At 74.1% G+C, this 24,077-nt stretch carries 24 protein-coding genes; 8 read left to right on the top strand and 16 right to left on the bottom strand.

The genetic code is table 11. From position 1 onward, the window contains the following. Window positions 1–2 precede the first annotated feature (2 nt). The 4 genes from TCUR_RS11315 to TCUR_RS11300 form a co-directional block, all read right to left on the bottom strand. Window positions 3–800: an SCO1664 family protein gene (locus tag TCUR_RS11315; RefSeq protein WP_012852635.1), complete on the bottom strand. Its 798-nt coding sequence runs from the start codon at window positions 798–800 to the stop codon at window positions 3–5. A 63-nt stretch (window positions 801–863) separates the two neighbouring features. Next, a complete protein-coding gene (locus TCUR_RS11310) occupies window positions 864–1,424 on the bottom strand; it encodes a DUF3090 domain-containing protein (RefSeq protein ID WP_012852634.1) in 561 nt (186 codons plus the stop codon). Window positions 1,425–1,489: 65 nt separating this feature from the next. Further along, window positions 1,490–2,188 carry a histidine phosphatase family protein gene (locus tag TCUR_RS11305; protein ID WP_041439549.1) on the bottom strand — a complete coding sequence of 233 codons (699 nt, stop codon included), beginning with the start codon at window positions 2,186–2,188 and terminating at the stop codon, window positions 1,490–1,492. Between the two features lie 60 nt (window positions 2,189–2,248). Continuing rightward, the gene (locus tag TCUR_RS11300) at window positions 2,249–3,070 is read right to left on the bottom strand and encodes an undecaprenyl-diphosphate phosphatase (protein ID WP_012852632.1); all 822 of its coding nucleotides are present in this window, start codon (window positions 3,068–3,070) and stop codon (window positions 2,249–2,251) included. Between the two features lie 268 nt (window positions 3,071–3,338). Between TCUR_RS11300 and TCUR_RS11295 the strand changes: the two genes are divergently transcribed. From TCUR_RS11295 to TCUR_RS11285, 3 genes are all read left to right on the top strand, one after another. Then, on the top strand, window positions 3,339–4,277 hold the full coding sequence (locus TCUR_RS11295) for an aldo/keto reductase (protein WP_012852631.1): 939 nt from the start codon (window positions 3,339–3,341) through the stop codon (window positions 4,275–4,277). Further along, a complete protein-coding gene (locus TCUR_RS11290) occupies window positions 4,258–6,000 on the top strand; it encodes a helix-hairpin-helix domain-containing protein (RefSeq protein WP_012852630.1) in 1,743 nt (580 codons plus the stop codon). The genes TCUR_RS11295 and TCUR_RS11290 overlap by 20 nt, the downstream gene beginning before the upstream one ends. A 166-nt stretch (window positions 6,001–6,166) precedes the next feature. Beyond that, window positions 6,167–6,859 (top strand): hypothetical protein, encoded by a 693-nt coding sequence (locus TCUR_RS11285; protein ID WP_012852629.1) that lies wholly within the window; start codon window positions 6,167–6,169, stop codon window positions 6,857–6,859. Window positions 6,860–7,008: 149 nt separating this feature from the next. Here TCUR_RS11285 and fabI read toward each other — a convergent pair whose 3' ends face one another. Together fabI and fabG are read right to left on the bottom strand one after the other, a co-directional pair. After that, the gene (fabI, locus tag TCUR_RS11280) at window positions 7,009–7,788 is read right to left on the bottom strand and encodes an enoyl-ACP reductase FabI (RefSeq protein ID WP_012852628.1); all 780 of its coding nucleotides are present in this window, start codon (window positions 7,786–7,788) and stop codon (window positions 7,009–7,011) included. Window positions 7,789–7,790: 2 nt separating this feature from the next. After that, complete coding sequence (gene fabG, locus TCUR_RS11275; protein WP_012852627.1) at window positions 7,791–8,495, bottom strand: 3-oxoacyl-[acyl-carrier-protein] reductase; 705 nt, start codon at window positions 8,493–8,495, stop codon at window positions 7,791–7,793. A gap of 147 nt (window positions 8,496–8,642) precedes the next feature. Here fabG and TCUR_RS11270 point away from each other — a divergent pair, with 147 nt between their 5' ends. Both TCUR_RS11270 and TCUR_RS11265 read left to right on the top strand, forming a co-directional pair. After that, window positions 8,643–10,154, top strand: a complete 1,512-nt coding sequence (locus TCUR_RS11270) for a TldD/PmbA family protein (protein ID WP_012852626.1) — start codon at window positions 8,643–8,645, stop codon at window positions 10,152–10,154. Further along, complete coding sequence (locus TCUR_RS11265) at window positions 10,151–11,548, top strand: metallopeptidase TldD-related protein (protein ID WP_012852625.1); 1,398 nt, start codon at window positions 10,151–10,153, stop codon at window positions 11,546–11,548. The genes TCUR_RS11270 and TCUR_RS11265 overlap by 4 nt, the downstream gene beginning before the upstream one ends. A 124-nt stretch (window positions 11,549–11,672) precedes the next feature. Here TCUR_RS11265 and TCUR_RS11260 read toward each other — a convergent pair whose 3' ends face one another. Beyond that, the gene (locus tag TCUR_RS11260; protein ID WP_012852624.1) at window positions 11,673–11,885 is read right to left on the bottom strand and encodes a dodecin; all 213 of its coding nucleotides are present in this window, start codon (window positions 11,883–11,885) and stop codon (window positions 11,673–11,675) included. Between the two features lie 47 nt (window positions 11,886–11,932). Here TCUR_RS11260 and TCUR_RS11255 point away from each other — a divergent pair, with 47 nt between their 5' ends. Further along, the gene (locus TCUR_RS11255) at window positions 11,933–12,262 is read left to right on the top strand and encodes a DUF3099 domain-containing protein (RefSeq protein ID WP_052305485.1); all 330 of its coding nucleotides are present in this window, start codon (window positions 11,933–11,935) and stop codon (window positions 12,260–12,262) included. 230 nt (window positions 12,263–12,492) lie between these two features. Here TCUR_RS11255 and TCUR_RS11250 read toward each other — a convergent pair whose 3' ends face one another. From TCUR_RS11250 to TCUR_RS11235, 4 genes are all read right to left on the bottom strand, one after another. Next, a complete protein-coding gene (locus tag TCUR_RS11250; RefSeq protein WP_012852622.1) occupies window positions 12,493–13,920 on the bottom strand; it encodes an FAD-dependent oxidoreductase in 1,428 nt (475 codons plus the stop codon). Between the two features lie 21 nt (window positions 13,921–13,941). Further along, window positions 13,942–15,078 carry a polysaccharide pyruvyl transferase family protein gene (locus TCUR_RS11245; protein ID WP_012852621.1) on the bottom strand — a complete coding sequence of 379 codons (1,137 nt, stop codon included), beginning with the start codon at window positions 15,076–15,078 and terminating at the stop codon, window positions 13,942–13,944. 68 nt (window positions 15,079–15,146) lie between these two features. Continuing rightward, window positions 15,147–15,548 carry a DUF2267 domain-containing protein gene (locus tag TCUR_RS11240; protein ID WP_012852620.1) on the bottom strand — a complete coding sequence of 134 codons (402 nt, stop codon included), beginning with the start codon at window positions 15,546–15,548 and terminating at the stop codon, window positions 15,147–15,149. Between the two features lie 139 nt (window positions 15,549–15,687). Then, window positions 15,688–16,233 (bottom strand): hypothetical protein, encoded by a 546-nt coding sequence (locus TCUR_RS11235; protein WP_012852619.1) that lies wholly within the window; start codon window positions 16,231–16,233, stop codon window positions 15,688–15,690. A 183-nt stretch (window positions 16,234–16,416) separates the two neighbouring features. Here TCUR_RS11235 and TCUR_RS11230 point away from each other — a divergent pair, with 183 nt between their 5' ends. After that, window positions 16,417–16,653 (top strand): hypothetical protein, encoded by a 237-nt coding sequence (locus tag TCUR_RS11230; protein ID WP_012852618.1) that lies wholly within the window; start codon window positions 16,417–16,419, stop codon window positions 16,651–16,653. Here TCUR_RS11230 and TCUR_RS11225 read toward each other — a convergent pair. The 5 genes from TCUR_RS11225 to TCUR_RS11205 form a co-directional block, all read right to left on the bottom strand. After that, a complete protein-coding gene (locus TCUR_RS11225) occupies window positions 16,650–17,471 on the bottom strand; it encodes an NTP transferase domain-containing protein (protein ID WP_012852617.1) in 822 nt (273 codons plus the stop codon). The two genes, TCUR_RS11230 and TCUR_RS11225, sit on opposite strands and share 4 nt — an antisense overlap. Further along, window positions 17,468–18,457, bottom strand: coding sequence for a GTP 3',8-cyclase MoaA (gene moaA / locus TCUR_RS11220; protein WP_012852616.1), 990 nt, complete (start codon window positions 18,455–18,457; stop codon window positions 17,468–17,470). Before moaA ends, TCUR_RS11225 begins: the two co-directional genes overlap by 4 nt. 131 nt (window positions 18,458–18,588) lie before the next feature. Then, the gene (locus TCUR_RS11215) at window positions 18,589–19,782 is read right to left on the bottom strand and encodes an RtcB family protein (protein ID WP_012852615.1); all 1,194 of its coding nucleotides are present in this window, start codon (window positions 19,780–19,782) and stop codon (window positions 18,589–18,591) included. A gap of 105 nt (window positions 19,783–19,887) precedes the next feature. Continuing rightward, complete coding sequence (locus TCUR_RS11210) at window positions 19,888–21,630, bottom strand: SelB domain-containing protein (protein WP_012852614.1); 1,743 nt, start codon at window positions 21,628–21,630, stop codon at window positions 19,888–19,890. 356 nt (window positions 21,631–21,986) lie between these two features. Then, complete coding sequence (locus TCUR_RS11205) at window positions 21,987–22,481, bottom strand: MarR family winged helix-turn-helix transcriptional regulator (protein ID WP_012852613.1); 495 nt, start codon at window positions 22,479–22,481, stop codon at window positions 21,987–21,989. Window positions 22,482–22,542: 61 nt separating this feature from the next. On the opposite strand from TCUR_RS11205, the gene TCUR_RS11200 reads away from it, so the two are divergent. Continuing rightward, window positions 22,543–24,033 (top strand): MFS transporter, encoded by a 1,491-nt coding sequence (locus tag TCUR_RS11200; RefSeq protein ID WP_245537030.1) that lies wholly within the window; start codon window positions 22,543–22,545, stop codon window positions 24,031–24,033. Window positions 24,034–24,077 lie beyond the last annotated feature (44 nt).

Raw genomic sequence — 24,077 nt, 5'->3', positions numbered from 1 at the left:
GGTCAGAGCGGGGGCCATGGGATGGCGGGCCAGTCCTCGGGGGGATAGGGGTGGATGCGGTGCTTGAGCATCAGCTCCACCCGGTGCCGCGTGGCCGCGACCTCCTCGGCGGTCAGCAGCTCGCTCAGCCGCCGCTCCAGGGTCCCGCCGCGCAGCCCGGCCTCCACGCGCTGCAGCCCCTCGACGGCCTCGGCGGTCAGCGGCTTGCCCCGCCACTGCCACAGCACGGTGCGCAGCTTGTAGTCCACGGAAAAGCACACGCCGTGGTCGCAGCCGTAGACGTGCCCCTCGGGCAGGCCGCCGCGGGACTGCTCACCCGGCGGCAGCAGATGCCCGATCTTGCGGTCGGCGTTGTTGATCACCGCGTCGAACACGGCCATCCGGCGAATGGCCGCGTCCTGGGAGCGCGACAGGGCGACCAGGTCCACGTTGGGATCGGGCTCGACCCACAACTGCACCATGCCCACCCCATAGGGGCCGTCGCGGTGCACGGTCGGCGGGACGATGTTCCAGCCGGTCTCCTGGGAGACCAGGTAGGCGGCCACCTCACGCTGGGCCAGCGTCCCGTCGGGGAAGTCCCACAGCGGCCGCTCCCCCGCCACCGGCTTGTAGACGCAGGCCGCGCGCACCCCCTGGTATTCGATCGAGCAGTACAGCGTGGCGTTGGAGGCCTGGACGAGACGGCCCTCGACGGTGAGCCTGCCGTGGGTGAGCAGCTGCTCTGCGGCCTGGGTGTCGGCGGGGTCGATCCCTCCCCTGGGCGCGCCGCGGCCCCGGGAGGAGCGGGAGGGCTGCGTCATATGTCCATTCTCCCGACGGGGACGGGACGCATCCAGCCGGGTCCACCCGCATGAGCCCGCATTTCAGGCCAGATGCCCGTTCTGGCGGGGGCAGACGTGCCCGGTGGCGTCCAGCGGCAGCCCGCACAGCGGACACGGCGGCCGGCCGGCGGCCACCACCTTCAGCGCCCGCTCGGCAAAGGCGCGGGCCTGGCCGGCGGTGATGCGCACCCGCAGCACCGCCACCGAGGGGTCGCCCGCGCCCGGCTCGGCGCTCAGCGGCTCGACGCCGCCCCCGGAGGTGAGCTCCTGGGCCTCGATGATCACCCGTTCCTCCTGCGGGTCCCAGGCCAGCGCCATGGTGCCGACCCGGAACTCCTCTTCCACCGGCTGGTCCAGCGGGGCGTCATCGCGCAGCTCGGCGGGGGTCACCGCGGGCACCGAGGCGCTGCCCCCGCTGCGCCGCAGCACCTCGTCCAGCAGCTCCTCCAGGCGCTCGGCCAGCATGGTGACCTGGAACTTCTCCAGCCCCACGCTGGTGATCCGGCTCCCCGAGCGGGCCTGCAGGTAGAAGGTGCGCTCACCCGGCCGCCCGATGGCGCCCGCGACGAACCTGTCGGGCAGGTCGTAGGAGATGACGGGCATGGGGAGGACCTCCCTTCGAGCGGAGCCCGGACGGCGCGAGTGCCACAGAGCTTACGCCGTCCCCCTCATGCGCCGCCGCCCACAGGCGCGTCGCTTTCGCCTCCCGCCTTGTCGCCCTCGGGCGGCAGCAGACCCTCCGCGCCCGTCCCGGTGTCGTTGAGGCGGACCAGGAACGGGCGCAGCTCGGTGTAGCGGATCACCGTCACCGACGCCGGGTCGATCTGGATGCGCTGGAAGTGGTCCAGGTGCAGGCCCAGGGCGTCGGCGACGATGGCCTTGATGATGTCGCCGTGGCTGCACACCAGGTAGGCCGCGTGCGCTCCGGCCTGCTCGGCGATGCGCGCGTTCCACTCCCGCACCGCGCTCACCGCGCGGTGCTGGGCGGCGGCCAGCGCCTCGCCGCCGGGGAAGACCGCGGCGCTGGGGTGGGCCTGGACGACGCGCCACAGCGGCTCTTGGGCCAGTTCTTGCAGCGGCCGCCCGGTCCACTGCCCGTAGCGGACCTCGCCGAAGCGCTCCTCGCGCAGCACCGGCAGGGGGCCGCCGGCGCGGCCGGGCGCGGCGGCGATGGCCTCGGCGGTCTGCAGGCAGCGCTCCAGCGGGCTGGAGACCACCGCGGCCAGCGGGAGGGGGGCCAGCCGCTCCCCCACCGCCCGGGCCTGGGCCCGCCCGCGCTCGTCCAGCGACACCCCGGGGGTCCAGCCGGCCAGCACCGGGCCGGTCAGTTCGGTGAGTCCGTGCCGCACCAGCACAAGCGTCGTCACCGTTGCATTAAAACCCACGGCCCGGCCTTCGGCGATCATCGGCCTGCACCGGGCGGCCGGTCAGGTGGCGCTGAGCCGCCCGGCCGCCAGCAGGCCGAGGATGACGGCGCCGAGCGCGACCCGGTAGTAGACGAAGATCATCACCGAGTGCCGCACCAGGAAGCGCAGCAGCCAGGCGATCGAGGCGTAACCGACGATGAAGGACACCACTGTGGCGACCACGGTGGGCACGACGGGGACGGTCCCCTCGTCTCCCAGGTGCCGCATCTCGTAAAGGCCCGACAGCACCACCGCGGGCACCGACAGCAGGAACGAGTAGCGGGCCGCCGCCTCGCGGGTGTAGCCGAGGAACAGCGCCCCGGTCATCGTGGAGCCCGACCGGGAGGATCCGGGGATCAGCGACAGGCACTGGAAGCCGCCGATGATCAGCCCGTCGCGCAGGTTCAGGTCGGCGATGCCGTGCCTTTGCCTGCCGGCCCACTCGGCCACCATCAGCAGCAGCCCCATGACGATCAGCGAGGCGGCGTTGAGCCACAGGTTGCGGGCCGGGTCTTCGATGAAGTCGCTGAAGGCCAGGCCCATCACGCAGATCGGGACGGTGCCCAGCCCGATGTACCAGCCCATCCGGGCGTCCTGGCAGGTGCGCAGGTGCGGGGTCCACAGGCTGCGGGCCCAGGTCACCGCGATGCGCGCCAGGTCCCTCCGGAAGTAGATCAGCACCGCGGCCATGGTGCCCAGCTGGATGATCGCCGAGAACGCCGCGCCCGGGTCCGGCCGGCCCAGGAGTCTCGGCACAAAGAGCATGTGCCCCGAGCTGGAGATCGGCAAGAACTCGGTGGCTCCCTGCACGATGCCGAGCACGGTCGCTTCCACGACGTTCACCGACGCTGGTCCCCTCACGGATCGCAAGGCGTCCGGGCAGGGCCGGACGCGGCGTGAAATGCGCGCTGGATGCGGGCGGAGACGGTCTCCGCCCGGGGAGCGTAGCGAGCCGCGGCGCGCCCGGCGGCCCGCTCGCCGCATCGTTCACCGACCGGCCGGTTTCTGGTCGCCTTGTGGTCATCTGCGGCTTTCCGGCCGTGACCGGAGCGGGCCGGAAAAGGCGTCACCGGGATGGCGCGGCGGCCGGTGACCGATACCCTGCGCAGCTATGGAACAGCGTCACCTCGGGCGGAGCGGGCTGCGGGTCTCGCGGCTGGGGCTCGGGACGATGACCTGGGGGCAGGAGACGCCCCCCGAGGAGGCCGCCGCGCAGCTGACGGCGTTCGTGGAGGCGGGCGGCACGCTGGTGGACACCGCCGGCATCTACGGCGACGGCGACAGCGAGCGGGTGCTCGGGGAGCTGATGCGCCATGTGGTGCCCCGGGACGAGCTGGTCATCGCCACCAAGTCCGCCATCCGGGCCGACGGCCGCTACGACGCCTCCCGGCGGCACCTGCTGACGGCGCTGGACGAGTCGCTGGACCGCATGGACATCGACCATGTCGACCTGTGGCAGCTGCACGTCTACGACCCGGCGACCCCGATGGAGGAGACGCTGTCGGCGCTGGACGAGGCGGTGACCTCCGGCCGCGCCCGCTACGTGGGGGTGTGCGACCACACCGGCTGGCAGCTGGCCAAGGCCGCAGCCTGGCAGCGGGCCTGGCCGGGCCGCGCCCCCATCGTGTCGGCCGGGGTGGAGTACTCGCTGCTGCACCGGGACGCCGAACGCGAGGTGCTGCCGGCCGCCGAGGACGCCGGGGTGGGGATCTTGGCCTGGTCCCCGCTGGGCCGCGGGGTGCTGACCGGCAAGTACCGCACCGGCATTCCCGCCGACTCGCGGGCGGCCACCGACCGCTACGCCGAGTTCGTCCGGCCCTACCTCAGCGAGCAGAGCAGGCTGATCGTGGAGTCGGTGGTCACCGCCGCCGAGGGGCTGCACGTCACGCCGCTGGCGGTGGCGCTGTCGTGGGTGCGGGACCGGCCCGGGGTGACGGCCCCGCTGGTCGGCGCGCGCACCCTCGCCCAGCTGCAGGCCATCTTGGACGCCGAGAAGGTCACCCTGCCCGACGAGATCCGCGACGCCCTCGATGACATCTCCGACATCTGAGTCCGCCATCGACCCCGACCTGGCCGCCCTGCTGGGCTCGGCGGGGGTGCCGGCCCCCTATGCGGTGCGCGCCGCCGACCGCCTCGGGGAGCGCGCCGCCGCGCTGCTGCGCGCCGACCCCTGGCGGCTGCTGCGGGTGCCGGGGGTACGGCCCGAGCAGGCCGACCACTTCGCCGGCCGGGTGCTGGCCCAGCAGGGCGAGCAGGCCCGCGCAGAGGACGTGCGGCGCGGCCGGGCCCTGGTGGTGCACGTGCTGACCGAGGCCGCCCGCCGCGGGCACACCGCGATGACGCCTCGGGCGGTCGTCTCGGCGCTGGGCGCGCTGGGCGTGCCCGACCCGAGCCGGGCCATCGAGGCGGCGCTGGAGGAGGCCGAGGTGGTGACGCTGCTGGAGGAGGCGGAGTTCGACCCCCTCGCCGAGGAGGACGAGCCGCCCGAGCCGCAGGAGTCACTGGGCCTGTCCCGCTATGCGCTGGCCGAGGAGGCCGCGGCCGAAGGGCTGCAGCGGCTGTCGGCCACCGCCGAGCCGCTGCTGCCCGATGAGACCGTCCGGGCGCTGCGCGCCGACCTGCCCGAGGACCGGGCGCTGGCGCTGACGGCGGCGGCCCGCACCGGGGTGAGCGTGCTGCACGGCGCCCCGGAGGAGGTGGAGCAGACCGCCGTCGCCATCGCCCGCGCCCTGGCCTCCTGCGACGTCCCGGTGGCGCTGGCCGCCTGTACCGCGACGGGGGCGCGTTCCCTGGGCGAGGGGGCCGTCGGGCTGTATGAGCTGCTGGAGGCGGCCCGCCCGCCGGGGGCGCCCGCCGGGGTGGTGGGTTTCGGACGCGGCGAGCAGCGTCCGCTGGAGGCCGCGGCGGTGGTCGTCCCCGACGCCGGGGCGCTGGATGTGGAGGCGGCCGCGGCGCTGGTGGAGGCGTGCGGCGACGGCACCCACCTGGTGCTGGGCGGGGATCCGGCCGCGCTGCCGCCCAGCGGGCCGGGCCGGGTGCTGGCCGACCTGGCGGCCTCGGAGACGGTGCCGGTGATCGAGCTGGAGGCCGCCGCGCACGGGCAGCCGGCCGGCTTCCTGGCCGCGGTGCGCCGCGGGGAGCTGCCCGCCGTGCACCCGCCCGGCCGGGAGGTCGTCATCGTCCCCGCCCGCGCCGAGGAGGAGGCGGTGCACCGCGCCGTCCAGATCGTCACCGACTCCATTCCCCGCGCCCTGCGGATCGCGCCTCAGGACGTGCAGGTGGTGACGCCGCTGGCGGGCGGCCGGGCGGGCGCGACGGCCCTCAACGCGGCGCTCAAGGCGCATCTGAACCCCGGCCCGGGGGTGTGCGGCGGATTCGACCCGGGCGACCGGGTGATCGCCGCGGCACCGGTGGCGGGCGTGGCGGCGGGCGAGCACGGCACCGTGACGGCGGCCTCCCCGTCCGGCCTGCGGGTGGCGTTCGGGACCGGCCGGGAGCCGGTCGAGGTGCCCGCCACGGCGCTGCCGCGGCTGCGGCACGGCTGGGCGGCCCCGGTGGCGCTGGCCCGCGCCGCCCGGTACCCGGCGGTGGTCGCGGTGATCCCTCAGGAGGCCGCATCGGCGCTGTCGCGGCCGCTGGCGGTGACCGCTTTCGGCCTCGCCCGGCGGCACCTGTCGGTGGTGCACACCGCCGGGCCGGCCCTGGCGCGCGCCGTGCGGGAGAACCTGGGTTCTCCTCGGGAGACCCGCCTGCCACGGCTGATGCGTCAGTGAGGCGGACGGGCGCGGCGCAGGCGGCAGGCGGGAAACAGGTGGGACGCCGGTGACGCCACTGCGCCGGCGGGACGCAAATCGCCCCAAGTGATGGGTCTGTGATCTTGGCGACACATCTCCACTTCATTAGATTTGCCGTCAAAAGTCCTGACGGCGAAGGAGGGCGATGTCCGAGGAACGGCGCCTGCGACGGCCCGGCACGCAACGCACGCGGCGGATCGCCACGGCGGCCACGATCGTGTCGGCGGGCACCGTCACGCTGCTGCTGACGGGGCTGCCCGCCCAGGCGGGCGCGGCGGCCAAGCCCTGCCCCGAGCCCAAGAAACCAGAGGACATCCCGGCGTACTGGGAGTGTCTGCGCGGCAACATCGAAGACGCCATCAAGCCCAAGCCCGAGCCGTCCCAGCCGCCGATCGAGCCCAAGCCCGAGCCCGCGCCCAAGACCAAGCCGCCCAAGCCCAAGCCCAAGCAGTCCAAGCCCGCAACGCCCAAAGGCGGCGGCTCGGGCGGCGGCTCGTCCCCGCAGCGCCCCCGTTCCCCGCAGGCCCCGCCGCCCTCGGGGTCTTCCGGCAGCACCGTCCTCTACACCGACCCCGCCTCGGTGCGGGCGCTGCCGGCGGCCGCCGCGGCGGATCTGCCCGGCACGCTGCCGGCGCCGGAGGTCGCCCCCCACGCTCAGCCCGCCTCCTTCTCGGCGGTGCCCGGGGAGACCCGCCTGATCACCCCGGTGGCCGCCCAGCGGCCCCAGGATCAGCAGGAGCAGCTGGTGCTGGTGGCCGTCGCCTCGGCGGCCGCCGGCGCCGTGGGCGCGTTGAACATCAGCGTGCTGGCCCGGCGGGCCCGCCGCCGGACCGGGTGAGGACGCCGACACCGCTCACCAAGGCGCGCGAGGCTTTCGCCCGCGCGCCTTCGCGTCTTTGGAACTTCGCGTCTGTGGAAGCGGCGTGAGAACGCCGGAGCGGGGGTGCCGCGGCACCCCCGCTCCGGGTGACGAACCAGGGTGATGCGTCAGGCGCCGATCGCGTGGACGCCGCCGTCGACGTGGATGATCTCGCCGGTGGTGGCGGGGAACCAGTCCGACAGCAGCGCCACGCACGCCCGGGCGGTGGGCTCGGCGTTCTCCACGTCCCAGCCGAGCGGGGCGTGCTTGGGCCACAGGTCCCGCATCTCGGCGAAGCCGGGGATGCTCTTGGCGGCCATGGTGCCCAGCGGCCCGGCGGCCACCAGGTTGACCCGGATGCCCTGGGGGCCCAGGTACTTGGCCAGGTAGCGGGCGGTGGACTCCAGCCCCGCCTTGGCCACGCCCATCCAGTCGTAGACCGGCCAGGCCACGCTGGCGTCGAAGTCCAGCCCGACCACCGACCCGCCGTCCTTCATCAGCGGCAGGCAGGCCATGGTCAGCGACTTCAGCGAGTAGGCGGAGATGTGCACGGCGGTGGCGACGTCCTCCCAGGGGGTGTTCAGGAAGTTGCCGCCCAGCGCGGTCTCGGGGGCGAAGGCGATGGCGTGCACCACCCCGTCCAGCCCGTCGACGTGTTCGCGGACCTTGTCGGCCAGAGACTCCAGGTGGTCGTTGTCGGTGACGTTCAGCTCGATCACCGGCGGCGGGTCGCCGGCCTGGCCGGAGGGCAGGCGCTTGGCGATCCGCTCGGTCAGGGTGGGCCGCGGGTAGGCGGTCAGCACCACCTGCGCGCCCTCCAGCTGGGCCAGCCGCGCCACGTGGAAGGCGATGGAGGCGTCGGTCAGCACCCCGGTGACCAAGATCCGCTTGCCGTCGAGAAGTCCCATGCTCAGTGCCCCATTCCCAGGCCGCCGTCGACCGGGATCACGGCCCCGGTGATGTAGGCGGCGTCGTCGCTGGCGAGGAAGCGCACCGCCTTGGCGACCTCCTCGGGTGCGGCGATGCGGCCCAGCGGGATCAGCGCCTCGATGGTCTTCTTGCGCTCCTCGCCCAGCACGGCGGTCATGTCGGTGTCCACGAAGCCGGGCGCCACCACGTTCACGGTGATGTTGCGCGAGCCCAGCTCACGGGCCAGGGAGCGGGCGAAGCCCACCAGCCCGGCCTTGGAGGCGGCGTAGTTGGTCTGCCCCGCCGAGCCCATCAGCCCCACCACCGACGACACCAGCACGATGCGGCCGTAGCGCTTGCGCATCATCTGCTTGGCGGCCCGCTTGGCGACCCGGAAGGCGCCGGTCAGGTTGGTGTCCAGGACGGAGGTGAAGTCCTCCTCCTTCATGATGGCCAGCAGGGTGTCGCGGGTGATGCCGGCGTTGGCCACCAGCACCTCCACCGGGCCCTGTTCGGCCTCCACCTTGCCGAAGGCCTCGTCGACCTCCTCGCTGCTGGTCACATCGCACTTGACGCCGAACAGACCCTCGGGCGGCTCACCGGAACGGTAGGTCACGGCCACCGCGTCGCCCGCGGCCGCCAGCTCCCGGGCGATCGCCAGGCCGATCCCGCGGTTGCCCCCGGTCACGAGGACGGACCGACTCATATGTCATAACCTCCTGGATCGTCCGCGCGGGGACCTCCGCCGCGCCAGCGCCTGAGCCTAGTGGCGGCGCGGGGCGAAGGAGATGTCGCTTGCCCACAAGAACCCTCTGGTGCGTTTGTAGGGCGATCCGAAGGTAGGTTCGAGCCCGTGCACCAGATCGATCATTCCTTCACCGCGCTGCCGCTGCGCGCGCTCGCCGACGCCGCCCTGGCCCGGGCCAGGGAGCTGGGCGCCGCGCACGCCGACTTCCGCTGTGAACGCATTCGCAGCCAGACGCTGCGGCTGCACGACGGCAAGCTGCAGACCGCGCTGGACGCCGACGATGTGGGCCTGTCGGTCCGGGTGATCAAGAACGGCACCTGGGGGTTCGCCGCGGGCGTGGAGCTGACCGTGCAAGGGGCCGCCAAGGTGGCCGAGCAGGCGGTGCGGGTGGCCGAGGTCGCCGCCGCGCTCAACCGCGAGCCCATCGAGCTGGCGGACGAGCCCGTGCACGGGGAGCGCACCTGGGTCTCCTCCTACCGGATCGACCCGTTCCAGGTGGACACCGCCGAAAAGGTGGCGCTGCTGGCGGAGTGGAGCGGGCGGCTGCTGGCCGACCGCCGCATCGACCATGTGGACGCCGCGCTGCTGCAGGTCAAGGAGAACAAGTTCTACGCCGACCTGGCGGGCACGGTGACCACCCAGCAGCGGGTGCGGGTGCACCCGGTGGTGGAGGCGGTGGCGATCGGCGACGGGCTGTTCGACACGATGCGCACGCTGGCCCCGCCGGTCGGGCGCGGCTATGAGTACCTGACCGGACGTCCCGAAGAGGGCGCCTGGGACTGGGACGCCGAGCTGGCGGAGATCCCGGAGCTGCTGGAGGCCAAGCTGGCGGCGCCGTCGGTCGAGCCGGGCCGCTACGACGTGGTGATCGATCCGTCCAACCTGTGGCTGACCATCCACGAGTCGATCGGGCACGCCACCGAACTGGACCGGGCGCTGGGCTATGAGGCCGCCTATGCGGGCACCTCGTTCGCCACCCCCGACAAGCTGGGCGAACTGCGCTACGGGTCGCCGGTGATGAACGTGACCGGTGACCGCACCGCCGAGCACGGGCTGGCCACCATCGGCTATGACGACGAGGGCGTGGCCGCCCAGCGGTTCGACATCATCACCGAGGGCGTGTTCACCGGTTACCAGCTCGACCGGCGCATCGCCCGCCTGATGGGGTACGAGCGCAGCAACGGCTGCGCGTTCGCCGACTCGGCCTCCAGCATGCCGCTGCAGCGCATGGCCAACGTGTCGCTGCAGCCGGCACCGGACGGCCCCTCCACCGAGGAGCTGATCGCCGGAGTGGAGCGCGGGCTGTACATCGTGGGCGACAAGAGCTGGTCGATCGACATGCAGCGCTACAACTTCCAGTTCACCGGGCAGCGCTTTTACCGGATCGAGGGCGGCCGGCTGGCCGGGCAGGTCCGGGACGTGGCCTACCAGGCCACCACCACCGACTTCTGGAACTCCCTGGAGGCGGTGGGCGGCCCGCAGACCTACCTGCTGGGCGGGGCGTTCAACTGCGGCAAGGGCCAGCCCGGGCAGGTGGCGCCGGTCAGCCACGGCTGCCCGGCGGCGCTGTTCCGCGGCGTCAACATTCTCAACGCACTGAAGGAGGCCGGTCAGTGACCCCGCAGGAGAGCGTGGAGCGGGCGCTGGAGCTGTCCCGCGCCGACGAGTGCGTGGTGATCGCCGAGGAGACCAGCCGGGCCAACCTGCGGTGGGCGGGCAACACGCTCACCACCAACGGGGTCACCCGCTCCCGGCGGCTGACCGTGATCGCGCTGCGCCACACCGCCGAGGGCGTCTGCAGCGGGGTGGTCTCGCGTTCGGCGGTCCGGGACGAGCAGCTCGAGGAAGTGGTGCGGCAGGCCGAGCAGGCGGCCGCCGAGAGCCGGCCGGCCGAGGACGCCGCGCCGCTGGCCGCCGACGCCCCGCCCGGTCTGGGCGGCGAGTGGGCCGCCCCGCCCGCCGAGACCGACATCGGGGTGTTCGCGCGGCTGGCCCCGGCGCTGGGCGAGGCGTTCGCGCAGGCCGAAGCGGGCGGTCGCCGGCTGTACGGGTTCGCCGACCACCAGATGACCTCGACCTACCTGGGAAGCTCGACGGGGCTGCGGCTGCGGCACGATCAGCCGACCGGGCTGATGGAGCTGAACGCCAAGCTGGCGGGGGCCAGCGGCGGCGGCTCGGCGTGGACGGGGGTGGGCACCGGTGACTTCACCGACGTGGACGTGCCCGCACTGACCGACCAGCTGGCCCGCCGGCTGGAGTGGAGCCGGCGGCGGGTGGAGCTGCCGGCCGGGCGCTATGAGACGATCCTGCCGCCCAGCGCGGTGGCCGACTTGATGATCTACCTGTACTGGACGGCCGGGGCCCGCGACGCCCACGACGGCCGCACCGTCTTCAGCGCCCCCGGCGGCGGCACCCGGGTCGGGGAGAAGCTGGCCGCCCTGCCGGTCACGCTCTCCAGCGACCCCGCCGCGCCCGGGCTGGAGTGCGCCCCGTTCGTCATCGCACGCGCCTCCGGAAGCGACTCCTCGGTGTTCGACAACGGGCTGGCGGTGCCGGCCACCGACTGGATCAGCGACGGCACGCTGAACGCGCTGGTCCAGACCCGGCACTCGGCGGCGTTGACCGGGCTGCCGATGACCCCGGCGGTCGACAACCTGATCCTGCGGGGGCCGGACGGGGCCGGCGCCTCGCTGGAGGACATGGTGGCCCGCACCGAGCGGGGGCTGCTGCTGACCTGCCTGTGGTACATCCGCGAGGTGGACCCGCGGACCCTGCTGCTGACCGGGCTGACCCGCGACGGCGTGTACCTGGTGGAGGGCGGCGAGGTCGTCGGCGAGGTCAACAACTTCCGGTTCAACGAAAGCCCGGTGGACCTGCTGTCGCGGCTGACCGAGGTGGGCGCCACCGCCCGGACGCTGCCGCGCGAGTGGTCGGACTACTTCACCCGGGCGGCGATGCCGCCGGTGCGGGTGGCCGACTTCAACATGTCGACCGTCAGCCAGGCGTCCTGACCCGAGCCCGTGGCCGGATCCGGACGGGCCGGATCCGGCCACGGGCGGCGCCTCTTGCGGCTGTTTCCTGACCGCTCCGAAAAGGACATGTGATCCGGGCGGTCAGCCCGGGGAGCGGGCGGCCTCAGGCGTCCTCCAGCCGGAAGCCGACCTTCAGCCCCACCTGGAAGTGCGCCACCCGGCCGCCTTCGAGCTGGCCGCGGATCTCGGTCACCTCGAACCAGTCCAGATGCCGCAGGGTCTGCGCGGCGCGGCTGATTCCGTTGCGGATCGCCTGTTCGACCCCCTCCGGGGAGGTCCCGACGATCTCGGTCACCCGATAAGTACGGTCGGACATGTGCCCCTCCTGTGGCCGGCGGCGGTGGCCGGGCCTAACGTGGATGTGTGAAGGTGATTTCCCGCAGACGTGCCGCCGTTTACACCGTCACCGACGCGCCGCTGCCGATGTCGCAGGACATCGGGTACCGGCAGCGCCGATATCTGATCTCGATGGGGGTGCGCACGGTCTGCTTCGTGGCCGCCGTGCTGGCCGCCGCGGCCGGGGCGCCGCTGTGGCTGGCGGGGCTGCTGGTGGTGGGGGCGGTGGTGCTGCCCTACGTCAGCGTGGTGATGGCCAACGGAGGGCGCGAGCCGCAGCCGCGAGTGCACTTTGAAGACCATCAAGGGATCGACCGTAAAGCGATTTCCGGCCGTCCTCCGGAAATCGGCGGGTGACTTTCTTGACTAAGTGCGGGGGGTTTCGGTGTACGATTTGTACCGGCGCTCTGGTCCCCCGTCGGAGCGCCCGTACCGGTGTTCCGGGCCCCCGTCGGAACACCGATGACGCGGCGCCGGGTGGATTGCCCCCGTATCCACCCGGCGCCGCTTTCTCTTGCCGTGACCTGGGCGAGACGCACCGTAAGTCTTCTGCTTGAGGTCTTTTTACCGTTCCCCCGCCCGCCGTCTCACCCCTCGCCCAGGCCCGCGCGCAGGCTGGCGCCCTGGGCCCGCAGCTCGCGCTGCACCTCGGCCGCCGGGACCCGGCGCGGCGGCCGGCCCGAGCGCACGGCCAGCGCCGCGCAGACCCCGGCGGCCTGGCCGGTGGCCATCGCGATCGGCATCACCCGGTAGGAGGAGTGGGCGACGTGCGTGCCGGAGATGCAGCGCCCGGCCACCAGCACCCGCTCGATCCCGGCCGGGTGCAGGCAGCGCAGCGGGATGTCATAGGACTCCCCCGGCGGCAGCCGCCGCAGGATCGTGCCCATGCCGCGGGGGTGGTGGATGTCGACCGGGTAGGCGCCGCGGGCGATGGCGTCGTCGAACTTGCGGGCGCTGAGGATGTCCTCGCCGGTGAGCCGGTAGTCGCCGGTGATGCGGCGGGTCTCGCGCACCCCGATGTTCACGCCGCTTTGCACCAGGTAGGACCGGGCGAACCCGGGGACCCGCTCGCGCAGGAAGCGCACCAGCTGCTCCATCTGGCGGCGGCTGACGTGCTCGGCCAGCGTCAGGTCCCACACGCTGGTGCCGAGCACCTCGGTCACCCGGGTGCTGTTCACCGACACCTCCCGTTCGTGGGGGGTGGCGAAGAACAGCATGTCCTCGCGGGGCATCTGCAGCTCCCCCGCCGCCACGGCCTGCTCGATCAGATCCCACAGGCCGTGCACGCCGCGCCACTGGTCGGGGTGGGCGCGGACGTAGTCGCCGAAGGCGGTGCGGTCGAACTCCACCATCCGGAACATCAGCGTCATCGGCTGGACCAGGCCGTCTTCGTCCCGTCCCACCTCATAGGAGGCCCCTGCCGCGGCGGCCACGTCCCCATCGCCGGTGCAGTCGACCACCACCTCGGCCTCGATGACCACCGGCCCGGACTTGGTCTCGAACACCACCTGCCGCCCGCCGGGCACCTCCAGCACCCCGGAGGCCAGCGCGTGCAGCAGCAGCTCCACCCCGGCCTCATCCAGCAGGTCCAGCGCCACCAGCTTGAACAGCTCCGGGTCGAAGGGGACGGTGTAGCCGGTGCGCACCGACGGCAGCACCGCGCCGCCCCGCACGGCCAGCCGCTCCAGCAGCCGCCACAGCACCCCGGCCACCACCGGCTCCCCCTCGCCGTGGTCGATGGGCAGCAGCCGGGTGGGGTCGCCCGGCCGCTGCTGGCGCTTTTCGTTGTGGAAGGACATCAGCGGCATCACCAGCGCGGCGGTGGCGTTGCCGCCCAGGAACCCGTACCGCTCCACCAGCACGGTGCGCGCCCCGGCCGCGGCGGCGCCCAGCGCGGCGCCCAGTCCCGAGGGGCCGCCGCCGACGACGAGCACCTGGGTGCGGGCGGCCAGGCGCGCCCGGCGCGGGGGCAGCGTCAACGGGGCAGGCTCGGTCAGTGGCCGCAGCACCGGCATGTGGGTGTCCTCCCGCCCCTTTTAGCCGATCTTGTCGATGAACTCGCCGTACCGCTCGCAGGTCAGCGCGGCCCGCGCACGCAGCGCCCGCACCCGGGAGCGCAGCTGCGGCATCCGGGTGGTGTGCTCGTCCCACAGCCGGTCCACCTCGGCCAGCAGCGGTCCGGCCTCCTCGCGGGCCACCCCGGTCAGCGCCGGGGCCCCCACCGCCTGCGCGAAGTCGAACACCTTCCCGGCGTACGGCAGCGGCAGGAAGGGCACCCCGGCCATCGCCATGAACATCAGAAAGTGCAGCCGCATCCCCACCGCCAGGTCCAGGTGCCGGGCCAGCCCCAGGATCTGGCCGGGACGGTAGGAGCCGTGCAGGATCCGGCCCCGCCGGGCGGCGGTCATGTGCGACAGCACCGCGTGGGCGTGGCGGACGTCGTCGGCCTCCATGGGGACGAACACCAGCGTGGCGTCCAGCCGCCGCACCAGGAAGTCCCCCACCTCCCCCAGCAGGGCGTGGTAGCTGGCCTCGTCCAGGTGCTCGGCGGCCCGGCCCGGCTCGCGCACCGACATGCCCACCAGGCGGGCGTCCAGCGGGATGCCCTCGGCGGCCAGCATGCGGCGGGTGAAGGGCTCGCTCTCCAGCAGCATCGCCGGGTCGGCGGTCACCGTGATCTGCCGGGTGACGCCGGCGTCCTCCAGCACCAGCTTGGACTCCTCGTCCCGCACGGTCAGGTCGGTCAGCCCGTCCAGCGTCTCGCGGACGATCCGCCGGTCCTCCCGCTCGCGCAGCGGGCCGGCCCCGACCGCGTACCCGAAGGTGGGGATGCCCAGTTCGTGGGCGGCCTGGACCATGCGCAGGTACTTGGAGGCCTCGCCGTCGTAGAGGATGCCGCCGCCGCCGAGCACCAGGGCGTCCAGTTCGGCGACCGCGCTGTGGGTGCGCTCGCGGCCCACCCGCTGCCAGGAGACGGTCTGCAGGCCGTCGTGGTGGGCGCGGGTGTGCTCGACGTTGCGGCTGAAGACCACCAGCCGCGCCTGAGGGCGGTGCCGGCGCAGGCACTTGAGCACACAGGTCAAGATCGCCTCATCGCCCAGGTTGAGGCCGCCGTAGGAGCCGAGCACGCCGATGGTGGGCGCCCGGTGATCGTGGCTGTCGTGCAGGTCCATCCATCCTCACGCTTTGGATCACGCGTCCCGGCCGGCGTCCGCCCGGGACGCGGTGCGGGCGGCGGAGTTCAGTGCCCGCCGGTGTTCAGGACCAGTTCCCTGATGTCGGGCGGCAGGCTTTCGGCGACCTTGTCGGTGATCCTCCCCTCGGTGGCCTCCTGGACGACCTCCAGCACGGACCGGGCCAGGTAGACCGCCTTCGGCCCGTCCACCCCCGCCCGGGCGGCGACGCGGTTGATGAAGTCGCGCCGCCCGAAGCGTTCACCGGTGCCGGCGCCGCCGTAGACCTCCGTGCGGCGCAGATGCTCGCCGATCTCGTGCGGCAGCTGCGCGGCGAGCTTGTCGGCCAGCCCCTCGGGGACCCGTTCACCGAGCGTCTCCAGCGTCGCCCGGCAGGCCCGCTCGGCCGCCCCGCGGCTGGGCAGCCGCGCCCGGTTCTGCACCCGGCCGATGAACTCGTCGTGCTGCATGTCGCCGCTCCCTCCACGCGGTCGTTTTCGGCGGGGGGAGACTGCCCGTTATCGCGGGCCGTTAACGCGTCCGTGGCCGCGAGGCCGGCGACCGGCCCCGCGGCCACGGGAGACCGCCCATCGCCTTTACGTTGTAGATCTACCCTGTGGGCTGCCGGGCGACGCCGAAGATGTCGTCGGCGGCGCGCACCCGCAGCTCCTCCAGCAGCCGCGACTGGCGCGCGGCCCGGTCGGCCAGCCGGTCCAGCCGGGCGGCGTCCAGCCGGCGGTCGTATTCGGCGAGCCGGCGCAGCAGCACCCAGACCGACTGCTTGCCCTCCACCCCCAGCCGCATCGTCTCCAGCTCGATCACGCTGCTGAGCGGGGAACGGCTCAGCAGCCGCCCGCTGGGCTTGAGCCGGCCGAGCCGCTCCCCCAGCCAGCCCAGCACGGCCTTGTAGCGCCGAACCGGGACGCCCAGCGTCCTCATCACGGCCAGCAACTCCCGGCGGTCCTCGGCGATCTCGGCGACCAGCCGCTCCAGCTCCGGGCCGGCCGCGGTGCCCCGGTGCGCCCGGGCGATCCGCTTGGCCAGCTCCCGGCCCCCGGTCGCCCCGGCCAGATGGTCGTTGAGATAGATCCCCAGCAAAGCGGGCTCGGCGGGCAGGCCCAGCGTGCCCCGCCGCCGCAATTGCCGCGTTGTCATGTGGCCTCCAGGTGTCACGGGCCCACTGCCCCCTTGGCCATCACATGCCACCTGCGGCCGCGTTCATGCACGGCCGCACGCGTGGCAGGCGGGCGGCACGGGACGCACCGAAGCGGGGCACACTGAAATCGTCAACGCCATGCCGACCCCGGGCCTTTGCCGCCCGCCGCATAAGGACCCATCGTGAGCGAGTCCGCACTCAGCGAGCCGGCCGAGGAGCCGCGCTGCTCGGCCAAAGGCTGCCGCGCCCCGGCCGTATGGGCGCTGCGCTGGAACAACCCCAAGATCCACCCGCCGGAGCGGCGCAAGATCTGGCTGGCCTGCGACCGGCACCGCCAGAGCCTGTCGCAATTCCTGGGCCGCCGCGGCTTCCTGCGGGAGGTGGTGCCGGTGGAGGAGGCCGAGCAGGCCCCCTCCTAGTCCCGGCCCGCCCAGCCCTCGGCCAGATCGGTGATCCGGGCGGCGGCGTCGCGGGCGGCGGCGCCGCGTCCCACCGCCAGCCCCAGCAGATAGGCGGTGAGCGGCGCGGCCGGCCGGGCCACCCCGTGGGCCACGTCGCGAGCCAGGTTCAGGACGAGGTCCCGGTCGAGCTGGTCGCGCTCCAGCCCCAGCTCCAGGCAGACCGCCTCGATCCATTCCTCCAGCATTCGTCCCTCCGCGATGCTTCGCGCCCGTTCGAGCGACTCGGGGGTGTCACAGTCGTACCAAGGCGGCCGGTCGCCCGCAGGAAGGCGCACCGGCAGCGGCTCCAGGGGGGCCAGCAGGCCGTGCAGCGACGCGCCCCGGTAGGCGTGCACGGCGGCGCGCAGCGCGGCGGTGCGCCAGCAGCCGATCAGCCACTGGGGGCGGCCTTCCGCATCGACCAGCACCGCCCCGCGGCCCTGCCGCGCCGCCGCCCGTCGCAGCCGTTCCACCTGGTGGGCGCGCAAGAACGGCAGGTCGGCGGCGAGCAGCACCACCCAGGGGGCGCGCACCTCGCGCAGCCCGGCGCGCAGCGCCGGCACCGGGCCGCCGCCCGGCGGGTCCTCGCAGACGGTGACGGCGCCGGGCGGCTCGGGGCGGGGCGGTCCCACCACCACCAGGCGGGCGGCGCCGGCCACGGCGGCGGCCGCCCAGCCGATCAGCGGCCGGCCGGCGACGCGGGCGGCGGGCTTGTCGGCGCCGCCCATCCGCCGGGCCCGGCCCCCGGCCAGGATCACCGCGTCGAAGCCGGCGGGCAGTGCGGGAGAGGGTTTCATCCGCCGATCGCCGACATGGGACGGGCGGGCTGCAGAAAGCCCGGGTCGTCGATGCCGTGCCCGGCGCGCTTGGCGCGCACCGCCGCGGCCCACCGTCCGGCCAGCTCCTCGTCATCGGCGCCGGCGCGCATGGCGTCGCGCAGATTGGTCTCCTCGGTGGCGAACAGGCAGTTGCGGACATGCCCGTCGGCGGTCAGCCGCACCCGGTCGCAGGCGCCGCAGAAGGGACGGGTGACCGAGCCGATGATCCCCACCCGGCCGGGCCCGCCGTCGACCAGGAAGGTCTCGGCGGGGGCGCTGCCGCGCGTCCGCGGGTCCTCGGGGGTCAGCTCGAACTCCCGCGACAGCTCCGCCAGGATCTCCTCAGCGGTCACCATCTGCGCGCGCCGCCAGCCGTGCTGGGCGTCCAGCGGCATCTGCTCGATGAAGCGCAGCTGGTAGCCGCGCTCCAGGCAGAAGCGCAGCAGCGGCACCGCCTCATGGTCGTTGACGCCGCGCATCAGCACCGCGTTGACCTTGACCGGGTGCAGCCCGGCGCGGTGGGCGGCCTCCAGCCCGGCCAGCACGTCGGCCAGCCGGTCGCGGTGCGCCAGGCGCCGGAACAGGCCGGCGTCCAAGGTGTCCAGGGAGACGTTGACCCGGTCCAGCCCGGCCTCGGCCAGCGCGGGCGCCAGGCGCCGCAGGCCGATGCCGTTGGTGGTCAGCGAGATCTGCGGGCGGGGACGCAGCTCGGCGGTGCGGCGCACGATCTCCACCAGGCCGCGGCGCAGCAGCGGCTCGCCGCCGGTGTAGCGGACCTCGGTGATGCCCAGGCGGCGCACCCCGATCGCCACCAGGCGGACCACCTCATCGTCGGTGAGCAGCTGCGGTTTGGGCAGCCACGGCAGCCCTTCGGGCGGCATGCAGTAGGTGCAGCGGAGGTTGCACCGGTCGGTCAGGGAGACCCGCAGATCGGTAGCGACCCGGCCGAAACGATCGACCAGCACCGGCACTCCCTCCTGCCCCGGGACCCCGCCCCATCGGCGCGGTTCCTCCCACTCTATTCCGGTGGCCGGAGATTCGGCGCAACGCCCGTCCCCGCGGCGGGCGGGCCGCCGCGGGGACGGGCGGGCCGCTGTCAGCCCTTGACGCAGATCAGCTGGCGCAGGTGCGCCACGACCTCCACCAGGTCGGTCTGGGCGGCGATGACCGACTCCAGGTCCTTGTAGGCGCCGGGGATCTCATCGAGCACCCCGGCGTCCTTGCGGCACTCCACGCCGGCGGTCTGGGCCTGCAGGTCGGCCAGGGTGAAGGTCTTGCGGGCCTTGTTGCGGCTCATCTTGCGGCCGGCCCCGTGGGAGGCGGAGTTGAAGGCCTGCTCGTTGCCCAGGCCGCGCACGATGTAGGTGCCGGTCGCCATCGAGCCGGGGATGATGCCCAGCTCGCCGCGGCCGGCGCGGATCGCGCCCTTGCGGGTGACCAGCAGCTCCACCCCGTCGTAGACCTCCTCGGCCACGTAGTTGTGGTGGCAGGAGATCTGCTCGTCCCAGGTGATCTTCCGGCCCTTGAAGAAGCCGGTGACCACGTTCTGGGCGAGCGCCATCATCAGCGCGCGGTTGCGCCGCGCGTACTCCTGCGCCCAGAACAGGTCCCGGCGGTAGGCGTCCATCTTGGGGGTGCCGGCCAGGAAGACCGCCAGGTCCGGGTCGGGCAGGTCCCGGTTGTGCGGCAGGCGGCGGGCGGTCTCGATGTGGTGCTCGGCCAGCTCCTTGCCGATGTTGCGGGAGCCGGAGTGCAGCACGATCCAGATCGCGCCGGCGTCGTCGGCGCACACCTCCAGGAAGTGGTTGCCGCCGCCGAGCGTGCCCATCTGGGCGCGGGCCCGGCCGAGCCGGCCGCGCACGGCCGGGACCAGCTCATCGAAGCCCTTCCAGAAGTCGTACCAGCCGCGTTCCCTCAGGCCGGGCACCGTCGAGGGGTCGATGGGGGTCTTGTGGGCGCGGTGGCCGACCGGGATGGCCTTCTCCAGCATGGAGCGCAGCCGGCCCAGGTCGTCGGGCAGGTCCTCGACGGTGAGGCTGGAGCGCACGGCGGTCATGCCGCAGCCGATGTCCACGCCGACGGCGGCCGGGGAGACCGCATCGCGCATGGCGATGACCGAGCCCACCGTGGCCCCCTTGCCGTAGTGCACATCGGGCATGACCGCGACGCCATGGACCCACGGCAGCTCGGCCACGTTGCGCAGCTGGTCGAGAGCGGCCGGTTCGACCTCGGCGGGATCCGCCCACATGCGGATCGGGACATGACCGCTCCGCAGGGTCCGGTACGGCATCGTCGTTCCTTCCGGTATGACCTTCCGGCGCCAAACGCCCGGGATGTGATGACGCGTTCAATGACGCCAAAAGCCGCCGCCTGCGCTCAACACATTTTCCGCGGTTCAGCGGGCGCGGACGCGGCGGTGGTCGCCGTCGCGTTCGGTCAGCCCCTGCCGGTCCAGGTGCTCCAGCAGCGGGATCGCCACCCGGCCGCTGGTGCCCAGCGCCCGCCCGGCCTCGGCCACGGTGAACGGCTGCGGCAGGCCGGCCAGGATCCGCAGCGCCTGCCGGTCGGCGTCGCCGGGCAGCACCACCCCGTCGGCCAGCCGCAGCACCGCCCCGGCGGCCACCGCGGCGGCCAAGGTGGGGCCGGTCAGTCCCAGCTCGGCCAGCCGGTCGGCCTCCGGGGCGCGGAAGGGGGCGTCGGCCAGTTCGGCGCGCAGCCGCCGCACCGCCTCGGCCACCTGGGGCGGCGGCCCGTACACCCGGCCGCCGGCCAGGCGCAGCGGGGGGCGCGCCAGTGCGGCCACCAGTGCGCGGGAGGGCAGCCCCAGCCGCAGCCGGGCGGCCTCCAGCGTCAGGCCGGGGGCCAGCGGGTGGGCGGCGGCATGCCGGGCCAGCTCCTCGGCCAGCCGCTGGTGCAGCCGCTCCCAGTGGGCGGGGTCGGCCAGCCAGTCGGGTTCCAGCCGGACGGCGTCCTTGGGCGGCCGGCAGCCCATCAAGGCCAGCTCCCGTTCGCGCAGCATCCCGTGCCGGCGCAGCAGCAGCGCGCCGTCGGGGCGGTCCGGCCAGCTCGCCAGTTCCCGGGCCCGCGCGGTGTTCGCGCCGCGCCGCACCAGGGTGGGCGGGCGCACGTCCAGCACGCGCATCCCGGCCACGGCGCGGCGGGCGGGGTCGCGCAATATGGCCCGGTCGCCGACGTGCAGCGGCAGCCGGGCGTTGAGGGTCAGCCGGGCGGTGTCGGGGCCCAGCGGGCGCAGCCGCACCGGCACGGCGGCCGCGCCGATGTGCAAGACCATCTGGCGGGGCAGCCGCCCGGACGCCTCGGCGAAGCTCAGCCGCACGTCGATGCAGGTGGTCATGGTCCAGCGGTCGGCGCTCACCAGCGCCATGCCGCGACTCACCGCGTCATGGTCGACGCCGTGCAGGTGGAGCGCCACGCGGGACACCCCGGTGAGCTGCTCGACGGGCTCGTTCAGCGACTCCAGCGCCCGTACCCGTACGGTGCGCCCGCGGGGGGTGAGGACCAGCTCGTCCCCGGCCCGGATGCAGCCGGCGCCGAGCGTGCCGGTGACGACGGTGCCGCCGTCGACGGCGTAGGCGCCGTCCACCCACAGCCGCACCGGGGCGCCGGGGTCGGGCACCGGCAGCCGGGCCACCAGCCGGTCCAGTGCGGCGATCAGGTCGGGCAGGCCCGCGCCGGTGACGGAGCTGACGGTCACCGCCTCCAGGCCGCGCAGCCCGATGTCCTCCAGCCGGGCGCGGGCCTGGCGCAGCGCATGGGTCGGGTCGGCCAGGTCCGCACGGGTGATCGCCAGCAGCCCGTGCCGCACGCCCAGGGCGTGCAGGGCCTCGGCGTGCTCCTGGGACTGGGGCATCCAGCCCTCGTCGGCGGCGACCACCATCATCGCCGCCGGCACCGGCCCCGCCCCGGCCAGCATGTCGGTGACGCGGCGCTCATGGCCCGGCACGTCCACCAGTGCCAGGCGCCGCCCGGACGGCAGGCGGGTCCAGGCGATCCCGAGGGCGGCGGACGGCCCGCGGCCGCGTTCTTCGGTCCACCGGTCCGCCTCCATTCCGGTGAGCGCCCGCACCAGCGCCGACTTGCCGTGGCCGGCGTGTCCGGCGGTCGCGATGACCTGCATCAGCCCTCCCCGCCGGCGGCGTGGACGGCGGCCGCCGGGGTCCGGCCGCGGCGGGCTCTTCGCCGTGTGCGCATCTTCGCCGCTTTCGCCGGGGCACATCCGAGCCGTTCGCCCGCCGCTCCCAGCCGGGGGTCGGCCGGCATGACGCCGGTGGGGGGCACCTGCCGCCTGGAGTCCACGCGACGTAACCTTAAGGACCTCCGTGAGGGGGCGAAAGCGCGACGCGGCCAAAGGTCTGACGGGAATTCGACCGGTTTTTCACCGCAGGCGTCCTCGCCGCTTCCGGGGTGCTCAGGCGGGCACCGAAGGCGAGCAGACCGTCACCGGCCGCCGCGGAAACGCCCGCGCGGCCCCGCTCACGGCGAGCGGCGGGCGCCGGCCCCCGCGGTGTCGTGTTCGGCGGCGTATGCCTGAAAGTCGTCGACCATGCGGTGCAGCAGCACGGCCAGCAGCCGGCGTTCCTGCTCCGGCCAGTGCGCCAGCGCCTGCGCCACCCAGCGCCGCCGGACGGCCCGGATGCGCTCGGTCGCCTCGCGGCCCAGCGCGGTCAGCCGCACCCGGCAGGCGCGGCCGTCGCAGGGGTCGGGCACCCGTTCGACGAATCCGGCCGCCTCCAGCCGTTGCAGCTGCCGGGTGATGTGGGGCGCTTCGACCGCCAGCCGGGCGGCCAGCTCGCCGGGGCGCAGCGGCCCGGCGTCGGCCAGCAGGCGCAGCACCGGGACGGCGGCGCGCTCGACCGGCACGCCGGCCTCGGCGACCGTGCGGCCGTGCCGCCGCGCCCGGGTGAGCAGATGCGACACCCGGTCCAGGGCCCGTTCGATCTCGGCGATGTCCAGCGGGGCGGGGTCCACCCCCGCAGTCTGCCCGAATATCCGGCTGCGCGGGAGGGCTCGGTTACTTAAGTTAAGCAAGTTGTATGCTGCTGCGGCGCTCGACTTGGAGGTGCCGATGGCCGTCACCGCCCCCGCGGCGTCCGAACGTGCCGGATCCCCCGCCGCCGGCGGCCGCCTGGCGCTGCAGCTGCTGGCGCTGTCGGCGGCCGGCCTGGTGGTCTCGGTGCAGCAGACGCTGGTGATCCCGCTGCTGCCACGGCTGATGATCGCCTTTGACGCCTCGGTCACCGAGGTCACCTGGGTGTTCACCGTCTCGCTGCTGGCCGGGGCGGTGTCCACCCCGCTGCTGTCGCGCTTCGGCGACATGTACGGCAAAAAGCCGATGATCTTGGTGGCGCTGGCGCTGCAGGTGGCCGGGTCGACGCTGTGCGCGCTGTCGGGCTCGCTGGGCCCGCTGGTGGCCGGCCGGGCCCTGCAGGGGGTGTCGGCGGCGATGATCCCGCTGGCCATCGCGCTGATCCGGGACACCTTCCCGCCGAGGCGCATGGCCGGCGCGATCGGCTTCGTCAGCGCCACCATGGGCATCGGCGGCACCGCGGGCCTGATCGTGACCGGGCTGGTGGCCGCCCGCACCGACAGCCACCGGCCGGTCTTTTGGATCAACGTCGCCCTGGCGGTCGCCGTTTTGGTGCTGGTGGCGGTGTGCGCCCGCGATGTGGGCGAGCGGCCCGGCGGCCGGCCCGACCTGCCGGGGGCGCTGCTGCTGGCCGGCTGGCTGGTGTGCCTGCTGCTGGCCATCAGCGAAGGGGACGCCTGGGGCTGGGGCTCGCCCGGCGTGCTGGGCCTGTTCGGCGGGGCGGCGGCGCTGTGCGCCCTGTGGACGGCGGTGGAGATGCGGGTGCGCGCCCCGCTGGTGGACGTGCGGCTGATGGCGTCGGGACGGTCGCTGGCGGCCAACTCGGCGGCGCTGCTGCTGGGCTTTGCAATGTTCGCCGGTTTCACCCTGTCGGCGCAGTTCATCCAGACGCCGGAGGAGACCGGCTACGGCCTGGGCGGCTCGGTGCTGGATGTGGGCCTGCTGTCGCTGCCCAGCACCGCCACCATGCTCGCCACCTCCCTGTCGTGCGGGCGGCTGGTGGCGCGCCTGGGCGCCGCCTACACCCTGGCGGGCGGTGCGGCGCTGACGGCCGCGAGTTTTGCGTGGCTGGCGGTCTTCAACGACGGCCCGGGGGATGTGCTGGTGTACTCGGCGATCCAGGGCGCCGGGCTGGGCACCGCCTACGGGGCGCTCGGCACGCTGGCCGTGCAGCACGTGCCGATGGACAAAAGCGGCATCGCCAGCGGGATCAACTCCCTGCTGCGGGTGGCCGGCGGCAGCGTCGGCGGGGCCGTCACCGCCGCCGTGCTGGACGCCCGCACCCCGCACGGGGCGATCGCCCCCGAGCTGGGCGGCTATGTGGCGTGCTTTCTGCTGGCCGCGGTGGGCGCCGCGCTGGCCGCGGGCGTGGCCCTGGTCCGGGGCCTGCGGGACCGCTCGGCACCCCTGGCCGGGGCGCCGAAGGCCCCTTGAGCGGTGGCCGCATCCGGACGCCCTTGATGGGCGGCGGCGCGGGA

Source organism: Thermomonospora curvata DSM 43183 (assembly GCF_000024385.1).
Taxonomy (GTDB): domain Bacteria; phylum Actinomycetota; class Actinomycetes; order Streptosporangiales; family Streptosporangiaceae; genus Thermomonospora; species Thermomonospora curvata.
The sequence above is the reverse complement of the archived record's forward strand: the minus strand, read 5'-3'. Positions and strand labels throughout refer to the sequence as shown.